At 42.4% G+C, this 17413-nt stretch carries 16 protein-coding genes; 8 read left to right on the plus strand and 8 right to left on the minus strand.

From position 1 onward, the window contains the following. Window positions 1-128: 128 nt before the first annotated feature. The 5 genes from ACMXYV_RS08155 to ACMXYV_RS08175 all read left to right on the plus strand — a co-directional run bounded on the left by ACMXYV_RS08155 (window position 129) and on the right by ACMXYV_RS08175 (window position 4257). Entirely contained in the window at window positions 129-455 is a 327-nt protein-coding gene (locus ACMXYV_RS08155) for a hypothetical protein (RefSeq protein ID WP_415891278.1), read from the plus strand. Between the two features lie 514 nt (window positions 456-969). Beyond that, window positions 970-2085 carry a hypothetical protein gene (locus ACMXYV_RS08160; protein ID WP_415891279.1) on the plus strand — a complete coding sequence of 372 codons (1116 nt, stop codon included), beginning with the start codon at window positions 970-972 and terminating at the stop codon, window positions 2083-2085. Between the two features lie 171 nt (window positions 2086-2256). Next, a complete protein-coding gene (locus tag ACMXYV_RS08165; RefSeq protein WP_415891280.1) occupies window positions 2257-2745 on the plus strand; it encodes a paraquat-inducible protein A in 489 nt (162 codons plus the stop codon). A 49-nt stretch (window positions 2746-2794) separates the two neighbouring features. Next, window positions 2795-3364, plus strand: coding sequence for a uracil-DNA glycosylase (locus ACMXYV_RS08170; RefSeq protein ID WP_415891281.1), 570 nt, complete (start codon window positions 2795-2797; stop codon window positions 3362-3364). 134 nt (window positions 3365-3498) lie between these two features. Then, window positions 3499-4257 (plus strand): endonuclease, encoded by a 759-nt coding sequence (locus ACMXYV_RS08175; RefSeq protein WP_415891282.1) that lies wholly within the window; start codon window positions 3499-3501, stop codon window positions 4255-4257. A 31-nt stretch (window positions 4258-4288) separates the two neighbouring features. Here the strand turns inward: ACMXYV_RS08175 and ACMXYV_RS08180 are convergent, their stop codons facing one another. The 3 genes from ACMXYV_RS08180 to ACMXYV_RS08190 all read right to left on the minus strand — a co-directional run bounded on the left by ACMXYV_RS08180 (window position 4289) and on the right by ACMXYV_RS08190 (window position 9988). Next, entirely contained in the window at window positions 4289-7930 is a 3642-nt protein-coding gene (locus tag ACMXYV_RS08180) for a response regulator (RefSeq protein ID WP_415891283.1), read from the minus strand. Between the two features lie 24 nt (window positions 7931-7954). Next, window positions 7955-9181 (minus strand): ABC transporter substrate-binding protein, encoded by a 1227-nt coding sequence (locus ACMXYV_RS08185; RefSeq protein WP_415891284.1) that lies wholly within the window; start codon window positions 9179-9181, stop codon window positions 7955-7957. Between the two features lie 165 nt (window positions 9182-9346). Continuing rightward, complete coding sequence (locus ACMXYV_RS08190) at window positions 9347-9988, minus strand: pseudouridine synthase (RefSeq protein ID WP_415891285.1); 642 nt, start codon at window positions 9986-9988, stop codon at window positions 9347-9349. A 128-nt stretch (window positions 9989-10116) separates the two neighbouring features. Here ACMXYV_RS08190 and icd point away from each other — a divergent pair, with 128 nt between their 5' ends. Next, window positions 10117-11370, plus strand: a complete 1254-nt coding sequence (gene icd / locus ACMXYV_RS08195) for an NADP-dependent isocitrate dehydrogenase (RefSeq protein ID WP_415891286.1) — start codon at window positions 10117-10119, stop codon at window positions 11368-11370. 67 nt (window positions 11371-11437) lie between these two features. Here icd and cspD read toward each other — a convergent pair whose 3' ends face one another. Further along, complete coding sequence (gene cspD, locus ACMXYV_RS08200) at window positions 11438-11650, minus strand: cold shock domain-containing protein CspD (protein WP_415891287.1); 213 nt, start codon at window positions 11648-11650, stop codon at window positions 11438-11440. 220 nt (window positions 11651-11870) lie between these two features. Between cspD and clpS the strand changes: the two genes are divergently transcribed. Further along, the gene (clpS, locus tag ACMXYV_RS08205; RefSeq protein ID WP_415884474.1) at window positions 11871-12233 is read left to right on the plus strand and encodes an ATP-dependent Clp protease adapter ClpS; all 363 of its coding nucleotides are present in this window, start codon (window positions 11871-11873) and stop codon (window positions 12231-12233) included. Between the two features lie 12 nt (window positions 12234-12245). Beyond that, complete coding sequence (gene clpA, locus ACMXYV_RS08210) at window positions 12246-14504, plus strand: ATP-dependent Clp protease ATP-binding subunit ClpA (RefSeq protein WP_415891288.1); 2259 nt, start codon at window positions 12246-12248, stop codon at window positions 14502-14504. 84 nt (window positions 14505-14588) lie between these two features. Here the strand turns inward: clpA and infA are convergent, their stop codons facing one another. From infA to trxB, 4 genes are all read right to left on the minus strand, one after another. Next, window positions 14589-14807 (minus strand): translation initiation factor IF-1, encoded by a 219-nt coding sequence (gene infA / locus ACMXYV_RS08215; protein ID WP_027853708.1) that lies wholly within the window; start codon window positions 14805-14807, stop codon window positions 14589-14591. A 128-nt stretch (window positions 14808-14935) separates the two neighbouring features. Next, window positions 14936-15652 carry an arginyltransferase gene (locus ACMXYV_RS08220; RefSeq protein WP_415891289.1) on the minus strand — a complete coding sequence of 239 codons (717 nt, stop codon included), beginning with the start codon at window positions 15650-15652 and terminating at the stop codon, window positions 14936-14938. A gap of 12 nt (window positions 15653-15664) precedes the next feature. Next, window positions 15665-16378 carry a leucyl/phenylalanyl-tRNA--protein transferase gene (gene aat, locus ACMXYV_RS08225; RefSeq protein WP_415891290.1) on the minus strand — a complete coding sequence of 238 codons (714 nt, stop codon included), beginning with the start codon at window positions 16376-16378 and terminating at the stop codon, window positions 15665-15667. 20 nt (window positions 16379-16398) lie between these two features. Beyond that, entirely contained in the window at window positions 16399-17355 is a 957-nt protein-coding gene (trxB, locus tag ACMXYV_RS08230; RefSeq protein WP_415891291.1) for a thioredoxin-disulfide reductase, read from the minus strand. Window positions 17356-17413: the final 58 nt, after the last annotated feature.

Below are 17413 nucleotides of genomic sequence, written 5' to 3' on the forward strand. Positions count from 1 at the left end.
GTGTTTAGTGAGGGGAGTATCTATCCAATGGGAATAGTATGTTGGGAATACTTGATCAGATAAGTCTTCGCTTTATAGTAGTATCAAAGCATATGCTTATGAGGGGAGGTCATTTAGTGATGACAAGTATGTCTAAGAAAATACACAACGCGCTGGTTATTCTAATAACAGCTTATGTGCCAATTACTTCAGCTTCAGATGCTGAAGAGGGTAAAGAGTTATATGAATCCGTTGCTTTGGAACGAACAATCCGTGGGGAAGTTTACACCGACGCTAATTGTGAAACCTGTCATAGCTCTGATATTTACACTCGTTCTAATCGCCGAGTACATACCTATTCGAGATTAGAAGCCCAGGTGGAGATGTGTAACACCATGTTGGATGTTGGTTGGTTCCCTGATGAGGTATCGGCTGTAGCAACTTATCTTAATCAAAAATATTATAAATTTGATTAGAGCATTTTTCTTCTTTTCTAAAGCCGCACTCAGCGGCTTTTTTTATATCTTTTAAATTCCTTTGCTATTCAATGTCATAGCGGCCTGCTTTTTGCTGAACCTTAGGTTACTCAAACGTAATTAGTCGATGCGAACCGCGTAATGTTGGATCTGAAAATGAACATAAAACAGCCCGATTTTGTGATGGCTATTATGGGCTATTCTCTTCCAGCCTATGTATTCCGTGGCTTTCAGCAAGGGAGGTAGTGGTCATCAGGAAATCTCTTTTAATTTAATAACCTAATACAAGCTTACTTATCGGAAAAATTGTCTTGGCTTTTGGCTCGGACAACAGTCGAACTTTGCCTAACGAAAGCTGAGTTTAGGCAAATATTTTCCGCTGAGTATTAATAACCGATTTTTTGTTTTTGTTATTCACAAAAACTGGTTTTTTGCGCCCTGAAGAAATGAATCACGCTTTCTGATCTGAGAACGGCGGGGGCAATTGACACAAAAAATCAGCAAGGAGAGAACAATGATTATTCAGACAAGTAATGTACATATGAGTGCTGAGCATCAGAAAACGGAATATAGCTCTCAAACCAAAATGATTGATTGGGGGAGTGAGGGCAATGGATTTCTTGCGCAGTTAAGCGAAGCAAAATCGTTTCTTCGCCAGGAGCAAAGTAGCTTATTCAGTACGATTGCAGTTGGGCAACAACCTTCAACAGAAGGAGATGATCAGTTTCAGGGTAATTCAGTATTAGTCTTAACTGATCAAGGTTTACAATTTAGAACTGCAGATAACGAGCCGAATATTGCTGAGCAACGAGAGATTACGAAAGCGAGGCTTTGGCAAAGTCTGTTAAATGCTATTAACCCAAAACACATACAAACTGACATTCCAGATGATGTAGAGATACCGGATGCTGATTCTATTCCGAGTGAAGATGGAATAGGCGGTGTACCCATGCAACTACAACCTATAAAGATGGAGATGTCTTTTAAGGTGACCGAAACCGTTGAAGAGTATGAGTGCTCCAGTTTCCATAGCTGTGGCATGGTAACAACGGCTGATGGTAAGCAGATTGAATTTGATCTGAACCTAGAAATGGAGCGAAGCTACTCAGCTACACGTGAGTTTGAGATGACCAGTGTTGTAGAATTTACAGATCCACTGATTCTTAACTTTGAAGGTAATCACGCAGACCTTTCTGATGAGAAGTTTGAATTCGATCTTGATGCTGATGGTGATAAAGAACTTATAAGTTATCTTACCGGTGAAAGTGGCATGCTTGCTCTAGATAAAAATGAAGACGGCATTATCAATGACGGTACAGAGCTATTTGGCGCTTTAACGGGTAATGGCTTTGCCGATCTTGCCCAATATGATGAGGATGGTAACAATTATATAGATGAGGGTGATTCTATATTCGACGATCTTCTTGTATGGCATAAAACAGAAGATAGCGATTACCTAGAATCGTTGGCTGATAGTGGTGTAGGGGCGATCTATTTAGGCTCAACCGAAACGCCATTCGATATTAAAGGTGAAAATAATCAAGAGAATGGCCGAGTTCGCTCTAGTGGTTTCTACTTAACTGAAGCTGGTGATGTCGGAACGGTTCAGCAAATTGATATGGCGGTTTAGCGTCGATTCAATTGCAGGCTAAATACAGACTTTATTTAGCCTGCATCTTTACACTAAACCTTTAAAGCACACCGTTAAATAACCCCTTAAAACAACACTCAGATCTGTTTCGTTTGTACTATGACAGCTATGGATTGGTATACTTGCGTCACTTTGTTTTGAGGCCCTTTCATGGATAGATTCACCCCTTTATCTTCGTCTCAGTCTTTGTGGCTCAGAATAGCTTTGATCTTGACGACGACCTGTCTGGCTGTTGGGCTGTTTAGTCCGATGATGACGATGAGCAAGTTCTATTTCTTTGAGAGCTCTTTTTCTGTAATTGGCGGTGTACACAGTCTTTTAAGTGAGGGGCATCTGATCCTTGCCGCTTTAGTCTTCCTCTTTAGCGTAGTTCTACCGCTGGTTAAGTTATTTTTGTTATTTAGATTAACAACACCAACCGATGAAATATCTGCTAACCAACGTAAATTGCTTGGCTTGATGCATGATTACGGTCGTTGGGCGATGCTTGATGTGATGGTGGTTGCGGTATTGTTGGTGACTGTAAAGCTCGGTGCTGTAGCGTCAATTCAGATCCATTGGGGGCTTTACGTATTTGGTCTAGCCGTTGTATCGATCATGTTCTTAACGCATAAACTTGTGACTTTGTTAAATGCCTAATCTAGACAGTTTTTACACAAAACTTAGCAAACGTAAAAACACTCTGACTGTGTTTAACCCTTATAGGGATGAAACCAAATTAGAGAACCTAAAGCGATACATCGAACTGGCCTTTGAGCAATCCGGTCCAAGGGTTCTTTTAGTCGGCGAAGCCTATGGTTTTAAAGGTGGTCGTTTAACTGGCATCCCATTTTCCAGTGGTAAATTATTTGATGAGGTTGATCATCCTTTTTTGCGGCAGTTAAAGCCAAAAATTGAGCTTAACCCTGATACGCTTACTGCTGAGAATACAGCCTCTATTGTCTGGCGCTATCTGTGTTCACAAAACACCGTTCCGCTTTTCTGGAATTCGTTCCCTTATCATCCGCACCCTTCACGTATTCAAAAAAAGAATAGGGCACCATTAAAAGCTGAAATAGAAGAAGGTTTAGAGCTGTTACAAATGCTAATGGATGTTTACCAACCCGATGCGATTGCAGGGTTAGGTCGTAAAGGAACGGACTGTTTACAAAAAGCGTTTCCTGATCAAGACATCCGCTATATCCGTCATCCCTCTTATGGTGGTAAATCTGATTTTATTGATGGTATGAACCGGCTGTTTTTACAAGGTTCAGCTTAAATTTATCTTTCAGCCGTATGATGGCTGAGGCTTTTGAGTAGCTATGTAACCGCTCATATTGGCTTTTAAACCCTAGTAACTAATTTAAAGCAGGAAGCATCGATTGGCATTGGACGCCTTTAAAAGGAATTCCAATGTACAAGTACCTTCCTATTGCTCTTCTAATGATCCCAGGCTTAGCCTTAGCTGAGCATCCTAAGTCTTTCGGCAGTGCCAAAAAGATTCTGAAAGAGATATACGCAGATAACCAGCAGAGCTTTTATTGTGGATGTGACTACAACGCCCAAGGTAAAAAGTTGGTGCCAGACTTAAAATCCTGTGGTTACTCACCACGTAAAAACGCGAATAGAGCAAAGCGTATTGAGTGGGAGCACGTAATGCCGGCTTGGGCTTTTGGTCATCAATTGCAATGTTGGCAAGACGGTGGTCGTAAAGCTTGTAAAAAGAACCCTAATTTCAAGAAGATGGAATCTGACCTTCATAACCTTGTGCCTGCAATTGGTGAGGTGAATGGTGATCGCTCTAATTTCAGCTTCACACAATTAGCGGGTGAACCGCGTGTTTATGGGCAATGTGATATGGAAGTTGATTTTAAGCAGCGTAAGGTCGAGCCAGCTGAACATCGCCGTGGCGACATTGCTCGTACTTACTTTTATATGCGCGATCAGTATGGCGTTCGTATCAGTAATAAGCAGGAAAAGCTGTTTAATGCTTGGGCAAAGCTAGATCCTGTTGATCAATGGGAGTTAGAGCGCAATCGTATGATTACCCGAATCCAAGGCAATACAAACCCTTATGTTGTTGCGCCAACTGACTCAGTAAAGTTGGCGGAATCAACTACGGAGCAGAATGGTTTATTGTCCCGCCTAAAAACTGCATTGAGCATGGATTAGGTGCCTTAGAAACGTTCGAAATTTTAGGAAGTTAGTTTTCTTGACTGATAATATGCTGATTCTTTGAAAGGTATTTATCAAATTCATCAGATAGAGCGTTTGCTGTGGTTACGAACTCAGGAAGTAGTTTTTCAATTGCTTCCTGATTTTGATCTGTGGCTTCTATTTCAAGCTTCTTACAAATATCGTTTAGCTGTGGGGCGGACAGGTTTAAGGCCATACCCTTAATATTATGAGCTTGCTGCCTTAACTCCTCCCATTGCTGCTCTCTGAATGCTTGTTGTGTGTTTTCAATCAGTTCAGCTGAATTCTGAAGATAGGCCTCAAGCACCTTCACGAGCAGTTTATCGTTCATCATTAAGCGTTTTAGTGCGCTTGCACGGTCCCATACTAGCGGTTTGTCTTCAGTGTTATAAGCACCTTGCTCTTTGTTGGGCGTGGATTTTTTATCATCAGGAAGCCAATGATTAAGTGCTTGGATTAAGCGCTTGGCATTGATTGGTTTTGATATGTAATCACTCATACCGGCTTGAAGACACTTTTCTCTATCGCCTGCCATGGCATTAGCGGTCATGGCAATGATAGGTAACGCTTTGAACTTACGTTCTTTCCTAATAGCTCTGCTAGCTTCATAACCATCCATCACCGGCATTTGGCAATCCATAAAAACAAGATCGTATTCGATCATATCGAGAGCTGATAATGCTTCCTCACCGTTAGCGGCAACCTCAACTTTTAGCCCGAGCTGCTCTAATAAAGCGCGTGCTACGGCTTGATTAGTAATGTTGTCTTCTACAAGTAAAACTTTGCCAGTAAACGACTGCGCTGCTTTTTTATGGGTAGTAGGTTTTGTAGAGGTGTTTTGTTGCTTAACTTGGACAAGTTCTAATAGTTTATTAAAAAGCTGACTTTGGTTGATCGGTTTAGCGATAAGATGGTGCAAGCCGTTTTTATCAAGCCTTTCTTTATCAAAGTTTTGATTGCTGACTGTTTGAACAAGAAGCTTGGTGGATGCTAATAAAGGTTCGTGTTTGCAGCGTACGGCAAACTCTATAGCATCCATATCCGATAGATCTTGGTTGATGATGGTTATATCAAAAGGTGTTTTGTTACATGCAGCCGCTTTTAGCTTATCGAGACCAATTTCGGCTGTTGAAGTCAGTTCATGTTCAATCTTCCAGCTCGTTAATATATCTCCGAGTAAGTTTAAATTGGTTTCGTTAGGCTCTACCACCAAGATATTTTTGTTATGTAATGCTTCGATTGGCTGAGTAATTTGGTCCGGTGTGGCATGCGGCAGAGTTAAGCTTATCCAGAATGTCGAGCCTTTACCTAGCTGGCTATCAAGACCAATTTCACCACCCATCAATTCTACTAGCTGTCGACATATTGATAGCCCAAGACCTGTACCACCATATTTACGTGTTGTAGAGCCGTCAGCCTGACTAAAGCGTTCGAATAATCGGGTCTGTTGCTCTTCGTCTAGTCCAATGCCGGTATCGACCACCTTGATCACTATATTGCTTTGTTTAGGTGTGATTTGCTTTGACTCATAGAAAACAGCTACTTCACCTGTTTCGGTAAACTTACATGCGTTGCCGATAAGGTTGACTAAGATTTGGCGAATACGGCTTGGATCGGCATTGAACCATTGATTAGTAATAGATGTAGCAGGGCAAATAAGTTCTAGATTTTTCTCATGAGCACGTGTGCCTAGGGCGGTTCCAACCTCATCTAGCAACTGACCCATATTAAAATCGACTGATTCTAACTCTAATTTGCCTGACTCTACTTTGGAGAAGTCTAGGATATCGTTAATAATGGTTAGCAGGGAATCGGCGCTGTTTTTTACGGTATTGGCGTAGTCGAGTTGTTGCTGGTTTAAACCGCTGTCGAGCAATATATTCGTCATGCCGATAACACCATTCATCGGTGTTCTGATCTCATGACTCATATTGGCAAGGAATTCACTCTTAGCAATACTTGCTTGTTCAGCTTCATTTTTTGCTTTTAATAATGATTCTTCAGAGAGCTTCTGGTCAGTAATATCTAAATGAGTACCAATGATACGTCTTGGGTTGTCGTTTTCATCCCACTCAACGACTTTGCAGGCGTCTAATACCCATATCCAGTGGCCAGCTTTGTGCCTCATTCTTATTTCACAACTGTAGCGATCACTTGTACTGCGGTCATACTTTTTGAGTAAATGACTCGATAAGTTCAAATCGTCAGGGTGGGTAAAATTATGAAGAATATCGATAGTTATAGGCGTTAGTTCATCGAGTTTATAGCCTATAATTTCAGCCCAGCGTTCATTGAGACTTAATTCTCCCGATTGTACGTCCCAATCCCAGATGCCAACATTTGTAGAATCTACAACTAACTCAAGTTGCCTTGCTGTTTCTGATAGTTCTTCTTCACGCTTAATTTTGTCGGATATGTCATTCTCGACCCCAACGAAAGCAGTCAGAAGATTATGTTCATCAAATACAGGCGAGATCGATACATCGTTCCAAAAAGGTGTTTTGTTTTTAGTGTAATTAATGACTTCAACATGGACACTTTCTTGATTCTTAAGCGCTTTTGAAATCTGGGCCAGTGTTTTTAAGTCTGTTTTTTCACCCGAAAGGAAGCGGTGGTTCTTTCCCATAACTTCGCTTTCTTCATATCCAGTAATGTTCAAAAATGCATTATTGGTATAGATAAGAGGGAGATCTTGTTGGGTAGCATCGGCAACAGTTACACCGACAGGGCTTACTTCTAGTGCTTTTAACAAAACCCTGTTTCTATTTTGTTCATCACGAAGCTCTTTTTCTGATTGCTTTACGGCTTTAAGTGGGTTGATAAAGAACTTTTTACCGAGCCAAAAAAGAAGGAAAAAGACGACAAGAAAGGATATTAAAAGGCCAATAAAAATACTCTTGATAACGTCGTTGACTTCGGACGATAGTCCTTGTCGATCGATGTAATACTCTACCGTTAGCTGTGTTTGTCCGGCTATTTGAGTACCGACTTTTTGATATTCAATTGTGTCTTCTAACGAAGAATAATCGAGGTAGTCACCTTTGATCTTTATGGCAGTACCAAGCTCTTGTTTTGCGAACAATGTACTAATATCTTTGGCGAAATGAACGAGCAGTACGCCTTCACTTGCACCGTTGTAATTTACCGAAACGGCGATAGAAAATTGCCATTGATCATTCTTGCGGTGTTTGAATATCGCCCATGGTTTATTTCCACTGAGGATGTCTTCAAACCATATCTCATTTTCTAAATCTAAATTCAGCGCCTGATTTTGAGGGCTGTATATTGGTTCACCTACAATATTAAGTAAGAAAATAGTTTCGTTTTGGCCAAGGATGAGAAGAGAGTCCAAGAAATCTACTAAGTTCTCTTTTGAGTCCAGTGTGGCCATAACAGCACTGGTAAGAAGAGGGTGTTTGGCCAAATCTTGTAAGAAGAGGATACGGTCATCAACATAGCCTCCAATAGATAAGGCTGCGTTCTCTGCTTGTGCGCTAGAGGTTTGTTTTTGGAAATTTACAGTTGTATCGCGTACTCGTTCTCCGATCGCTAAATAACTTGAAACCAATGCTATAGCGAAAAATGAAGCGATAAACAGATAGAAAAGTGTATCTGTTGAAAGCTTAAGGCGATTTATTTGTAGCTGCATCCTGAAACTCAACTGTGGAAGGCGTTAACGGCTAGTATTCTGCATAACTTCGATAACTCCATCAGGTGTAAATTTGGCCATGCATAGGTTAGAGAGTCCAAGTGCCTCATGTGCATCTGAGTTGGATTGTGTAAAAGCAGAGTAAGGCTTTTGGTAAGTTTTTATGAGGCCTTTAACAGGTGTGTTTAACGCTTCCAATTTCTCTTTAAGTAACTTTCTATTTTGCACCATATCATCACTTAGGGGTATCTCCCGCATAGCTTGGATAGCGACCTTAGCTAAATCGTATGCATGAGTGAATCCAGTCGGTGATTTTAAAGATCTGTAATCCTTTAATGCTTCAGGGAACAGTTTCTGGCCTCGGGCGAAAACAGATTGGCTAAATTGCGTTTCTTCAGAACTGACAAATGAGAAGCAACTTTGAATAAAGCTCAAATCTAGTTTTGATAAAGTACTAGAGCCTAATTTTTGCGGGAAATTTCCACCGGTGATTCCCCAATGAGACAGTATAGGCAGATCAAATTGTTCTACTTCTGTCATTGCTGTCATGAAGACGGCGCCTTCAATAGCATTACCAACAAATATAACGCAATCGCTATCGGACTTAGCTATCTCTCTTAAAATCGATTTAGCTGCATTTTCTTTAGTGTTCCAGTTAAACCAAGTGACTTCTGGTGTAATGGAGAGTGTACTTTCAAAGTAGTTGGTTATTGTTTTTAAGTTAGATTTACCCCAGCCCGTATCTTCTAGCAGTAAATGAGGCGCATTGCATTTTTTTGAATTTACTGCGTAATCGCTAATCCTTAGGCCTGCTTTTGTATCGTCTACGGAAAGACGGAATACCCAATTGTTGCTATTAGGATGACGAGTAATAGGCCCGCCTGCAGCCCAAGGAACAAGAAGCAAAATGCCATTGTCATTAATATACTGGCGGTATTTGATATAAGGCGGGGAATGTAATCCACCCAGAATGAATAGCGCTTTAGGATCCTTGAGGTATTGTTTCATTGTGCGATGGCTACGTACTACATTGCCTCGGTGATCTTTTTTGATGAACTCAATTTTGTAGTCACCAATTTTATAATCTATTTCGTCTAACGCAGTTAGAAAACCCATTTTCATGGCATCTGCAGATGAAGAATGAGAGGTGTAATCAGAGTCGTGATAGATGCGAATAACTTTGTCATTCGCGGAAACAGTGGATGCTAGGAGGCAAACCATTACACCAATGATAGATAAACAGAATTTCATCCACGTTCTCCTTTCATCAACTAGCGATTGATTCTAAACATTGAGTTCGATAACTCGGTGTTCATCAGGTAGCTAAGAATATTCTAGTAGTAAATCAAATACTTGTTTGTGAAATACCAAGAATATAGGTCTGCGAAAGGATATTAAAGCTAATTAATCTATTAACTACCTTCTTGCACGCTTTTTGGTGTGCCCAAACTGTTTTTGGTTACGGTTGCCATTGGGTCTGTGACGGGCGTTATCGGTACTTTTTTTAGGTAGATTTAAAGTAACATCGACTAGTGTTGAGGCCCCAGGTAGCAAGCCATCGAGTGTCCAATCGCCAATTGCATAACGAATGAGTCGAAGAGTAGGGAAGCCAACCGCAGCAGTCATACGCCTCACTTGCCGGTTCTTACCTTCAGTAATTTTCAGTTCTACCCAGCTGGTCGGCTGGTTTTTTCGCTCTCGAATTGGTGGGTTGCGAGGCCAGATATTGGGTTCTTCTATAACTCTAGCTTTAGCTGGGCGAGTCATGCCATCTTTAAGCTCAACGCCTTTGCGTAACGCACTGAGGGCAGAATCACTGATTTCACCTTCTACCTGTGCCCAGTACGTTTTTTCCTGCTTAAACTTTGGGTTAGCTAAATAGTGTTGTACCGCACCTTCGTTGGTAAGGATCAGTAATCCTTCAGAATCGTAATCTAATCTTCCTGCTGCATAAAAGTTTGGCTGGTTAATGTAGTCGGCTAAAGTGCTTTTATCGTCATTGGTGGTGAACTGAGTAAGTACTTGAAAAGGTTTATTAAAAAGTAATAGCTGGCTCATGGTCTTTCAGTTCATTAAGGCGTGGGGTGATCAATCAAAGGAATAATGCTGATCTATACTGATCCTGTAGTGCAATCATATCACTGATCACGGCATCTGCGGTGGAAGTAAGCTAATTGGAGTAGATTATGGGTTATAAAAATATTTCCATACCTGTTGGCGATAAGATAATAGTTAACCAAGATCATTCATTGAATGTACCGAATAATCCAATCATTCCCTATATAGAAGGAGATGGGATTGGGGTAGATGTCACTCCACCAATGATCAATGTCGTTGATGCAGCAGTAAATAAGGCTTACGGAGGCACTCGTTCCATTGCTTGGATGGAAGTGTATGCAGGAGAGAAGGCTACATCAGTTTATGAGCAAGATACATGGCTACCTGATGAAACTCTAAGCGCTTTTAAAGAATTTGTCGTGGGGATAAAAGGGCCATTAACTACGCCTGTAAGTGGTGGTATCCGTTCGCTTAATGTTGCTTTACGCCAGGAGCTTGATCTTTATGTTTGCCAAAGACCGGTTCGATGGTTTAAAGGCGTACCGAGCCCAGTCATCAAGCCAGAAGATGTAGACATGGTGATCTACAGGGAAAATTCGGAAGATATCTACGCCGGAGTTGAGTGGCAGGCCGGGTCTGCTGAAGCAGAGAAAGTGATTCGTTTTCTAAAAGAGGAGATGGGCGTTACCAAAATTCGATTCGATCAACAGTGTGGCATTGGTGTGAAGCCTGTATCAGAGCAAGGTACTAAGCGTCTTGTAAGAAAAGCACTGCAGTATTGTGTTGATAACGATCGTGATTCCCTAACGTTGGTACATAAAGGGAATATTATGAAATTTACCGAAGGTGCCTTTAAAGATTGGGGCTATGAGCTGGCAGCAGATGAGTTTGGAGCAGAACTCAAAGATGGCGGCCCATGGATGAACTTTAAAAACCCAAACACAGGTAAAGAGATCATAATTAAAGATGTGATTGCGGATGCGATGTTGCAGCAAATTCTTTTGAGACCCGCTGAATATGACGTAGTTGCAACACTAAACCTGAATGGTGATTACCTTTCTGATGCTTTGGCTGCTGAAGTGGGTGGGATAGGCATCGCACCAGGTGCCAACCTATCAGATGAAGTGGCTATATTTGAAGCTACACACGGAACGGCTCCTAAGTATGCTGGCAAAGATATGGTGAATCCCGGTTCTCTGATTCTTTCAGCAGAGATGATGTTGAGGCATATAGGCTGGTTAGAAGCAGCAGATCTGATTATTAAAGGTATGGATGGAGCTATAGCAGCAAAAACTGTGACCTATGATTTTGAGCGCCTTATGGATGGTGCGGAGTTATTATCAAGCTCTGAGTTTGGTAAATCGATCATCAAAAATATGTAATGATTTCTTTTAGACACAAAAAAACCAGCTCCATGCTGGTTTTTTAGTCTATCGATTAACCTTTTTATTACTGGGTTGCTAAAGGTTTGATTTGAACGGCGTGAGTACCTTTTGGACCCGGCTGGGTTTCAAACTCAACTGGTTGGCCCGCTTTGAGACTCTTATAGCCATCGACTTCTATCGCAGAATAATGAGCAAAGAGATCCTCTTCATGTTCATCTGATAGGATAAAGCCATATCCTTTCGAATTGTTGAACCACTTTACTTTCCCTGTCTGCATAACTAACTCCCGTATCCAAAACTACAATTGGATTACTAACCTGAACGTACTCCCTTTAGCTGCTAGAATAGTGGCTAAAGGTTGTCCCCTAAAAGTTGCAGGTACTACTGGGGCCGCGCCTATCCTGCTATTCTGATTATAGCACCACACACAGAATATGTGACAAGTGTACAATCACTGTTCAGTAGTAAATATTAGCGTAAATTTAGAAGATTGTTAGATGTCTATTGATTTTGAACAAAAAGTAATTCGAATGTCTAATGAAGATGAACATGAAGATTTTGATCATGATCACGGATTAGTCACGGAAGAAGCAAAGCCACAACTTAAGAAACCATCGATGTATCGTGTGGTTTTAATGAATGATGATTACACTCCGATGGATTTCGTCGTGGCTGTGCTCATGATGTTTTTTAATATGGACCAAGAAAAAGCTACACAAGTTATGTTATCGGTCCATACTCAAGGGAAAGGAGTATGTGGAATATTTACCCGTGATGTAGCTGATACGAAAGCAGCTATAGTTAATCAATATGCGAGAGATAATAATCACCCTCTGCTATGTGAAGTCGAGAAAGTCTGAAGAGGAACCGTTATGTTAAACCGAGAACTCGAAGACACGCTCAGTGCAGCTTTCCAGGCCGCAAAGGAAAAGCGACATGAATTTATAACTGTCGAACATTTGTTGCTGGCGTTGTTGGATAATTATGAGGCGCATGAAGTTCTTGCAGCCTGTGGTGCTAACTTTGAAGGTATAAGGCAGAACCTTTCTTCATTCATCGAAGAAACCACGCCTTTACTATCTGAAACATTACCTGATTTGGAAACGCAGCCTACACTCGGATTTCAGCGAGTACTTCAGCGTGCGGTGTTCCATGTTCAGTCATCTGGTAAGAATGAAGTTACCGGAGCCAACGTACTCGTAGCGATTTTCAGCGAGCAGGAGAGTCAGGCTGTTTATATTCTGCAGCAGCATGGCATAGAGCGAATCGATACCGTCAATTACATCTCGCATGGCATTTCTAAAATGTCTGAGCATGATCACGAGCATTCTGATTCTGCGGTAGAAAGTGAATCCGCAGGCGAAGAGAAGGATGATAGTCCACTCGCTAAATATGCGATCAACCTAAATGTAGAAGCTGAGAGTGGCCGTATAGATCCACTTGTAGGGCGTGATTCGGAAGTAGAGCGTGTAGTACAGATTCTATCTCGCCGTCGTAAGAATAATCCTCTACTTGTAGGTGAGGCGGGGGTAGGTAAAACAGCGATTGCTGAAGGTTTAGCAAAGCTAATCGTAGAAGATAAAGTACCTGAGATAATCAAAGAGTCGATCGTATACTCACTTGATCTTGGTGCTTTGCTTGCTGGTACTAAATACCGTGGTGATTTTGAGAAGCGCCTTAAAGGTCTTTTAAACGAGATCAAAGGTAAGGATCATGCGATTCTATTTATTGACGAGATCCATACCATCATCGGTGCTGGCGCAGCATCAGGTGGCTCAATGGATGCGTCAAACTTACTTAAACCACTACTAAGTTCAGGTCAGATCCGTTGTATTGGTTCTACTACTTTCCAAGAGTTCCGCGGAATTTTTGAGAAAGACCGTGCTTTAGCACGTCGTTTCCAGAAAGTGGATGTCCTTGAGCCAAGTATCGAAGATACCTATGCGATTCTTAAGGGCCTTAAAGGGCGCTTTGAGGAGCACCATGAACTTGCTTACTGCGATGAAGCACTACGTGCAGCTGCAGAGCTAGCAGGTCGCTACATTAACGATAAGCATATGCCTGATAAAGCAATCGATGTGATTGACGAGGCCGGTGCTTATCAGCGTCTATTGCCAAAAGAGCTGCGTAAAGCAGAGATCGGTACGGAAGATATCGAAGCGATTGTCGCTAAGATTGCCCGTATACCACCTAAAAGCGTTTCTGCTTCTGATAAGAATCAGTTGGCGAAGCTGGATAGCAATCTCAAGATGGTTGTTCTTGGGCAGGACGAAGCGATCGATACGCTCTCTTCTGCAATCAAGCTTTCCCGTGCTGGTCTTAAAGAGCCAGATAAGCCTGTAGGTTGTTTCTTGTTCGCTGGCCCAACCGGTGTCGGTAAAACAGAAGTAACGCAGCAGCTAGCACGTATCATGGGTATTGAACTGGTTCGCTTTGATATGTCTGAGTACATGGAGCGTCATACCGTGTCTCGTTTGATTGGTGCGCCTCCTGGTTATGTAGGCTATGACCAAGGTGGTTTGCTGACAGAAGCGATTACTAAGTCTCCGCACTGTGTTCTGTTACTTGATGAGATCGAGAAGGCGCATCCAGAAGTCTTTAATCTATTACTTCAAGTGATGGATAGCGGCACTTTAACGGATAACAACGGTCGTAAAGCAGATTTCCGTAATGTGATCTTGGTAATGACTACCAATGCTGGTGCCGAGGATATGAGCCGAGCTTCCATTGGCTTTACTAAGCAAAATCATGCTTCTGACGGTATGGCTGCGATACGTAAGATGTTTACGCCGGAATTCCGTAACCGTCTTGACGGCATCATTCAGTTCAAAGCGCTTACAACTGGCATCATTAAAGGTGTGGTTGATAAGTTCTTTGCTGAGCTTCAAGTTCAACTGGAAGATAAGCGTGTAGTACTGCATCTGGATGACGAAGCCCGTACTTGGTTTGCTGAGAAAGGCTACGACGAGCAGATGGGTGCTCGGCCAATGAAACGCTTGATTCAAGAGAAGCTGAAGAAGCCGTTAGCTGAGATGATTCTATTTGGCGAACTATCCGAAGAGGGTGGTGAAGTTGCCATTAGTGTCGATGCCGATGGTGAAATCAGTGTAGAAGCGATGACCTGCGCATAAGCAGGTCATTCGAGACACAAAAAAAGGCAGCCATTAGGCTGCCTTTTTAAATTCTGTCCTGCCAGAGCAGGGAGAAAGCAATGATTAACGCGCGCGATAAACGATACGGCCTTTGCTTAGGTCGTATGGAGTTAGTTCTACTTTAACTTTATCGCCTGTCAGGATACGGATGTAGTTTTTACGCATCTTACCTGAGATGTGTGCAGTAACAACGTGGCCGTTTTCCAGCTCAACACGGAACATAGTGTTCGGGAGCGTGTCAACCACGGTGCCTTCCATTTCAATGCTATCTTCTTTAGCCATTAATTCTCTACCTTGTTGAGGATCTCCAGAAACTCTGGACCGAATAATTGCGCGGTATTGTGCCTGAAAAAAAGGGCATTATCAAAGACAATTACGGCAACATAGGGTTTTGTTTATATATAAGCAGATTATTCCGGTTTTACTAGCGTCCAGTAGCCATCAATTAGCAACTCAAACGGCTGAAAGGCGACTTTGTAGCTCATTTTGCGGCACTCTTTAACCCAATAGCCTAAGTATAAGTAATTTAGACCTTCATCTTGGCAGTGTTGTAGTTGCCATAATATGCAGTAGGTGCCCAAGCTACGCTTAGGGAAAGAAGGATCGTAGAAAGTATAGATAGCGGATAAGCCTTGCTGTAGACGATCAATCACGCTGACAGCCAGCAGATTTGAATCTCCGTCTCTGAATTCTAAAAACTGAGTATGTTCCTCACCTTCAACCAAGAATGAGTTAAATTGATCAAGGCTTGGGGGGTACATATCTCCATCTTGGTGACGTTCATTGATGTAACGTGAGTAAAGTGTGTAATACTCTTCGGTAAAGTGAGCTGGTTTCACTGTAACGGTTAGGTCTTTGTTTTTATTGATAATTCGTTTTTGGCTTTTCTTGAGTTCGAAAATTGCCAAAGGAATTCTGACGGATATACACGCGTTACAGCCGTCACAGTGGGGACGATAGATGTGTTTGCCACTACGACGAAAACCCAAGTCTGAAAGCTGACCGTAAGTATACTGATCAATTTCAGCATGCGGATCGACAAACAGAGTTTTAGCTGTTTTGTTTTCTAGATAGCTGCAATCGTGTTCTGGTGTGGCATAAAAGTGCAAAGTCCTAAGGTTCGTCACACTTAACTCCAATTAATCGCCATGTGTTTCAAACTGCCAGCTATGATCGAGCGGTTGATCAAGGTATTTATCCAAGTAGCTTTGAAATGACTCTCTGGGTATCTCATAAGCGCCTAGTGAAAACAGGTGCTCATTGCTTACCTGGCAGTCAATTAAAGCATAGCCCCACTTTTCCAGCTGTTCGACCATTTTTATTAACGCAATTTTAGAAGCATCGCGTTTTCGACTAAACATAGATTCGCCAAAGAACAGTTTTCCGATTGCTAACCCATAAAGGCCGCCGACGAGTTCTCCGTTCATGTAGACCTCCACTGAGTGGGCTACACCTAATTTATGTAGGTGGTTGTAGGCGTTTTGGATATCATTGGTTATCCAAGTGCCATCTTCACCTTTACGTGGTGCAGCACACGCCGCTATGACATCGGCAAAGTTCTTGTCGAACTCGACTCTGTAGTCATCTTTCTTAAGACGTTTTCGCATGCTGCGCGAAACATGTAGTTCATCCGGCGTAATGACGCAGCGAGGACTCGGGCTCCACCATAGAATCGGTTCACCGGGGCTGTACCAGGGGAAAATGCCCATTCGATAAGCAGAAACTAAGCGTTCAGGCGTTAAATCACCGCCTGCCGCTAATAATCCATTTGGATCTTCTAAAGCTTGATCGATAGGAGGGAATGGATCGTTTGAATCTTGTAACCAAGGAAGCATAAAAAAAGAAGCTGCCATGAAGGCAGCTTCGGTCTCACTTATTTTTCTAGATCGTCTAGGTAGCGCTCTGCATCAAGCGCTGCCATGCAGCCGAAACCAGCTGATGTGATTGCCTGACGGTAGATGTGATCACATACGTCACCTGCAGCGTAAACACCTTCTACAGATGTTTGAGTTGCGTTACCTTCAAGACCTGATTGAATCTTCAGGTAGCCATCTTTCATTTCAAGCTGACCTTCGAAGATATCTGTGTTTGGCTTGTGACCGATCGCAATAAATACGCCAGCAACATCTAGATTCTGCTCAGCGCCATCAGTCGTGCTCTTAAGGCGAAGGCCTGTAACGCCAGTATCGTCACCCACAACTTCTTCCAGTGTGTGGTTCCAAATGATATTGATGTTGCCGTTCTCTGCGCGATCAAGGATTTTGTCTTGCAGGATCTTTTCAGAGCGCAAAGAATCACGACGGTGAATCAGTGTGACTTCTTCAGCGATGTTAGATAGGTAAAGAGCTTCTTCAACAGCAGTGTTACCACCGCCGACAACAGCTACTTTCTGGCCGCGGTAGAAGAAACCGTCACATGTTGCACATGCTGATACACCTTTACCTGCAAACGTTTCTTCAGAAGGCAGGCCTAGGTATTGAGCTGAAGCGCCTGTAGAGATGATTAGCGCATCACAAGTGTACTCGCCCATGTCACCTTTAAGGCGGAAAGGACGATTTTGAAGGTCAGTTTCGTTGATGTGATCAAAGATTACTTGAGTGTCAAAACGCTCAGCGTGCTGTTGCATACGCTGCATCAATTCAGGACCTTGAACACCGTCAACGTCACCAGGCCAGTTGTCAACGTCGGTTGTAGTTGTTAGCTGGCCGCCAGCCTGCATACCGGTAATAACAACTGGGTTAAGGTTTGCACGTGCTGCGTAAACGGCTGCTGTGTAGCCCGCAGGGCCGCTTCCAAGAATAATTAACTGGTGATGTTGTACGTCGCTCATAGTAAAAAAATGAATCCGTTAAAAAGTTATGAGTGTATTAATGGGGTGTACTAAGAAA

Origin of the sequence: Neptuniibacter sp. SY11_33 (genome assembly GCF_047778025.1) — a bacterium.
GTDB lineage: Bacteria > Pseudomonadota > Gammaproteobacteria > Pseudomonadales > Balneatricaceae > Neptuniibacter.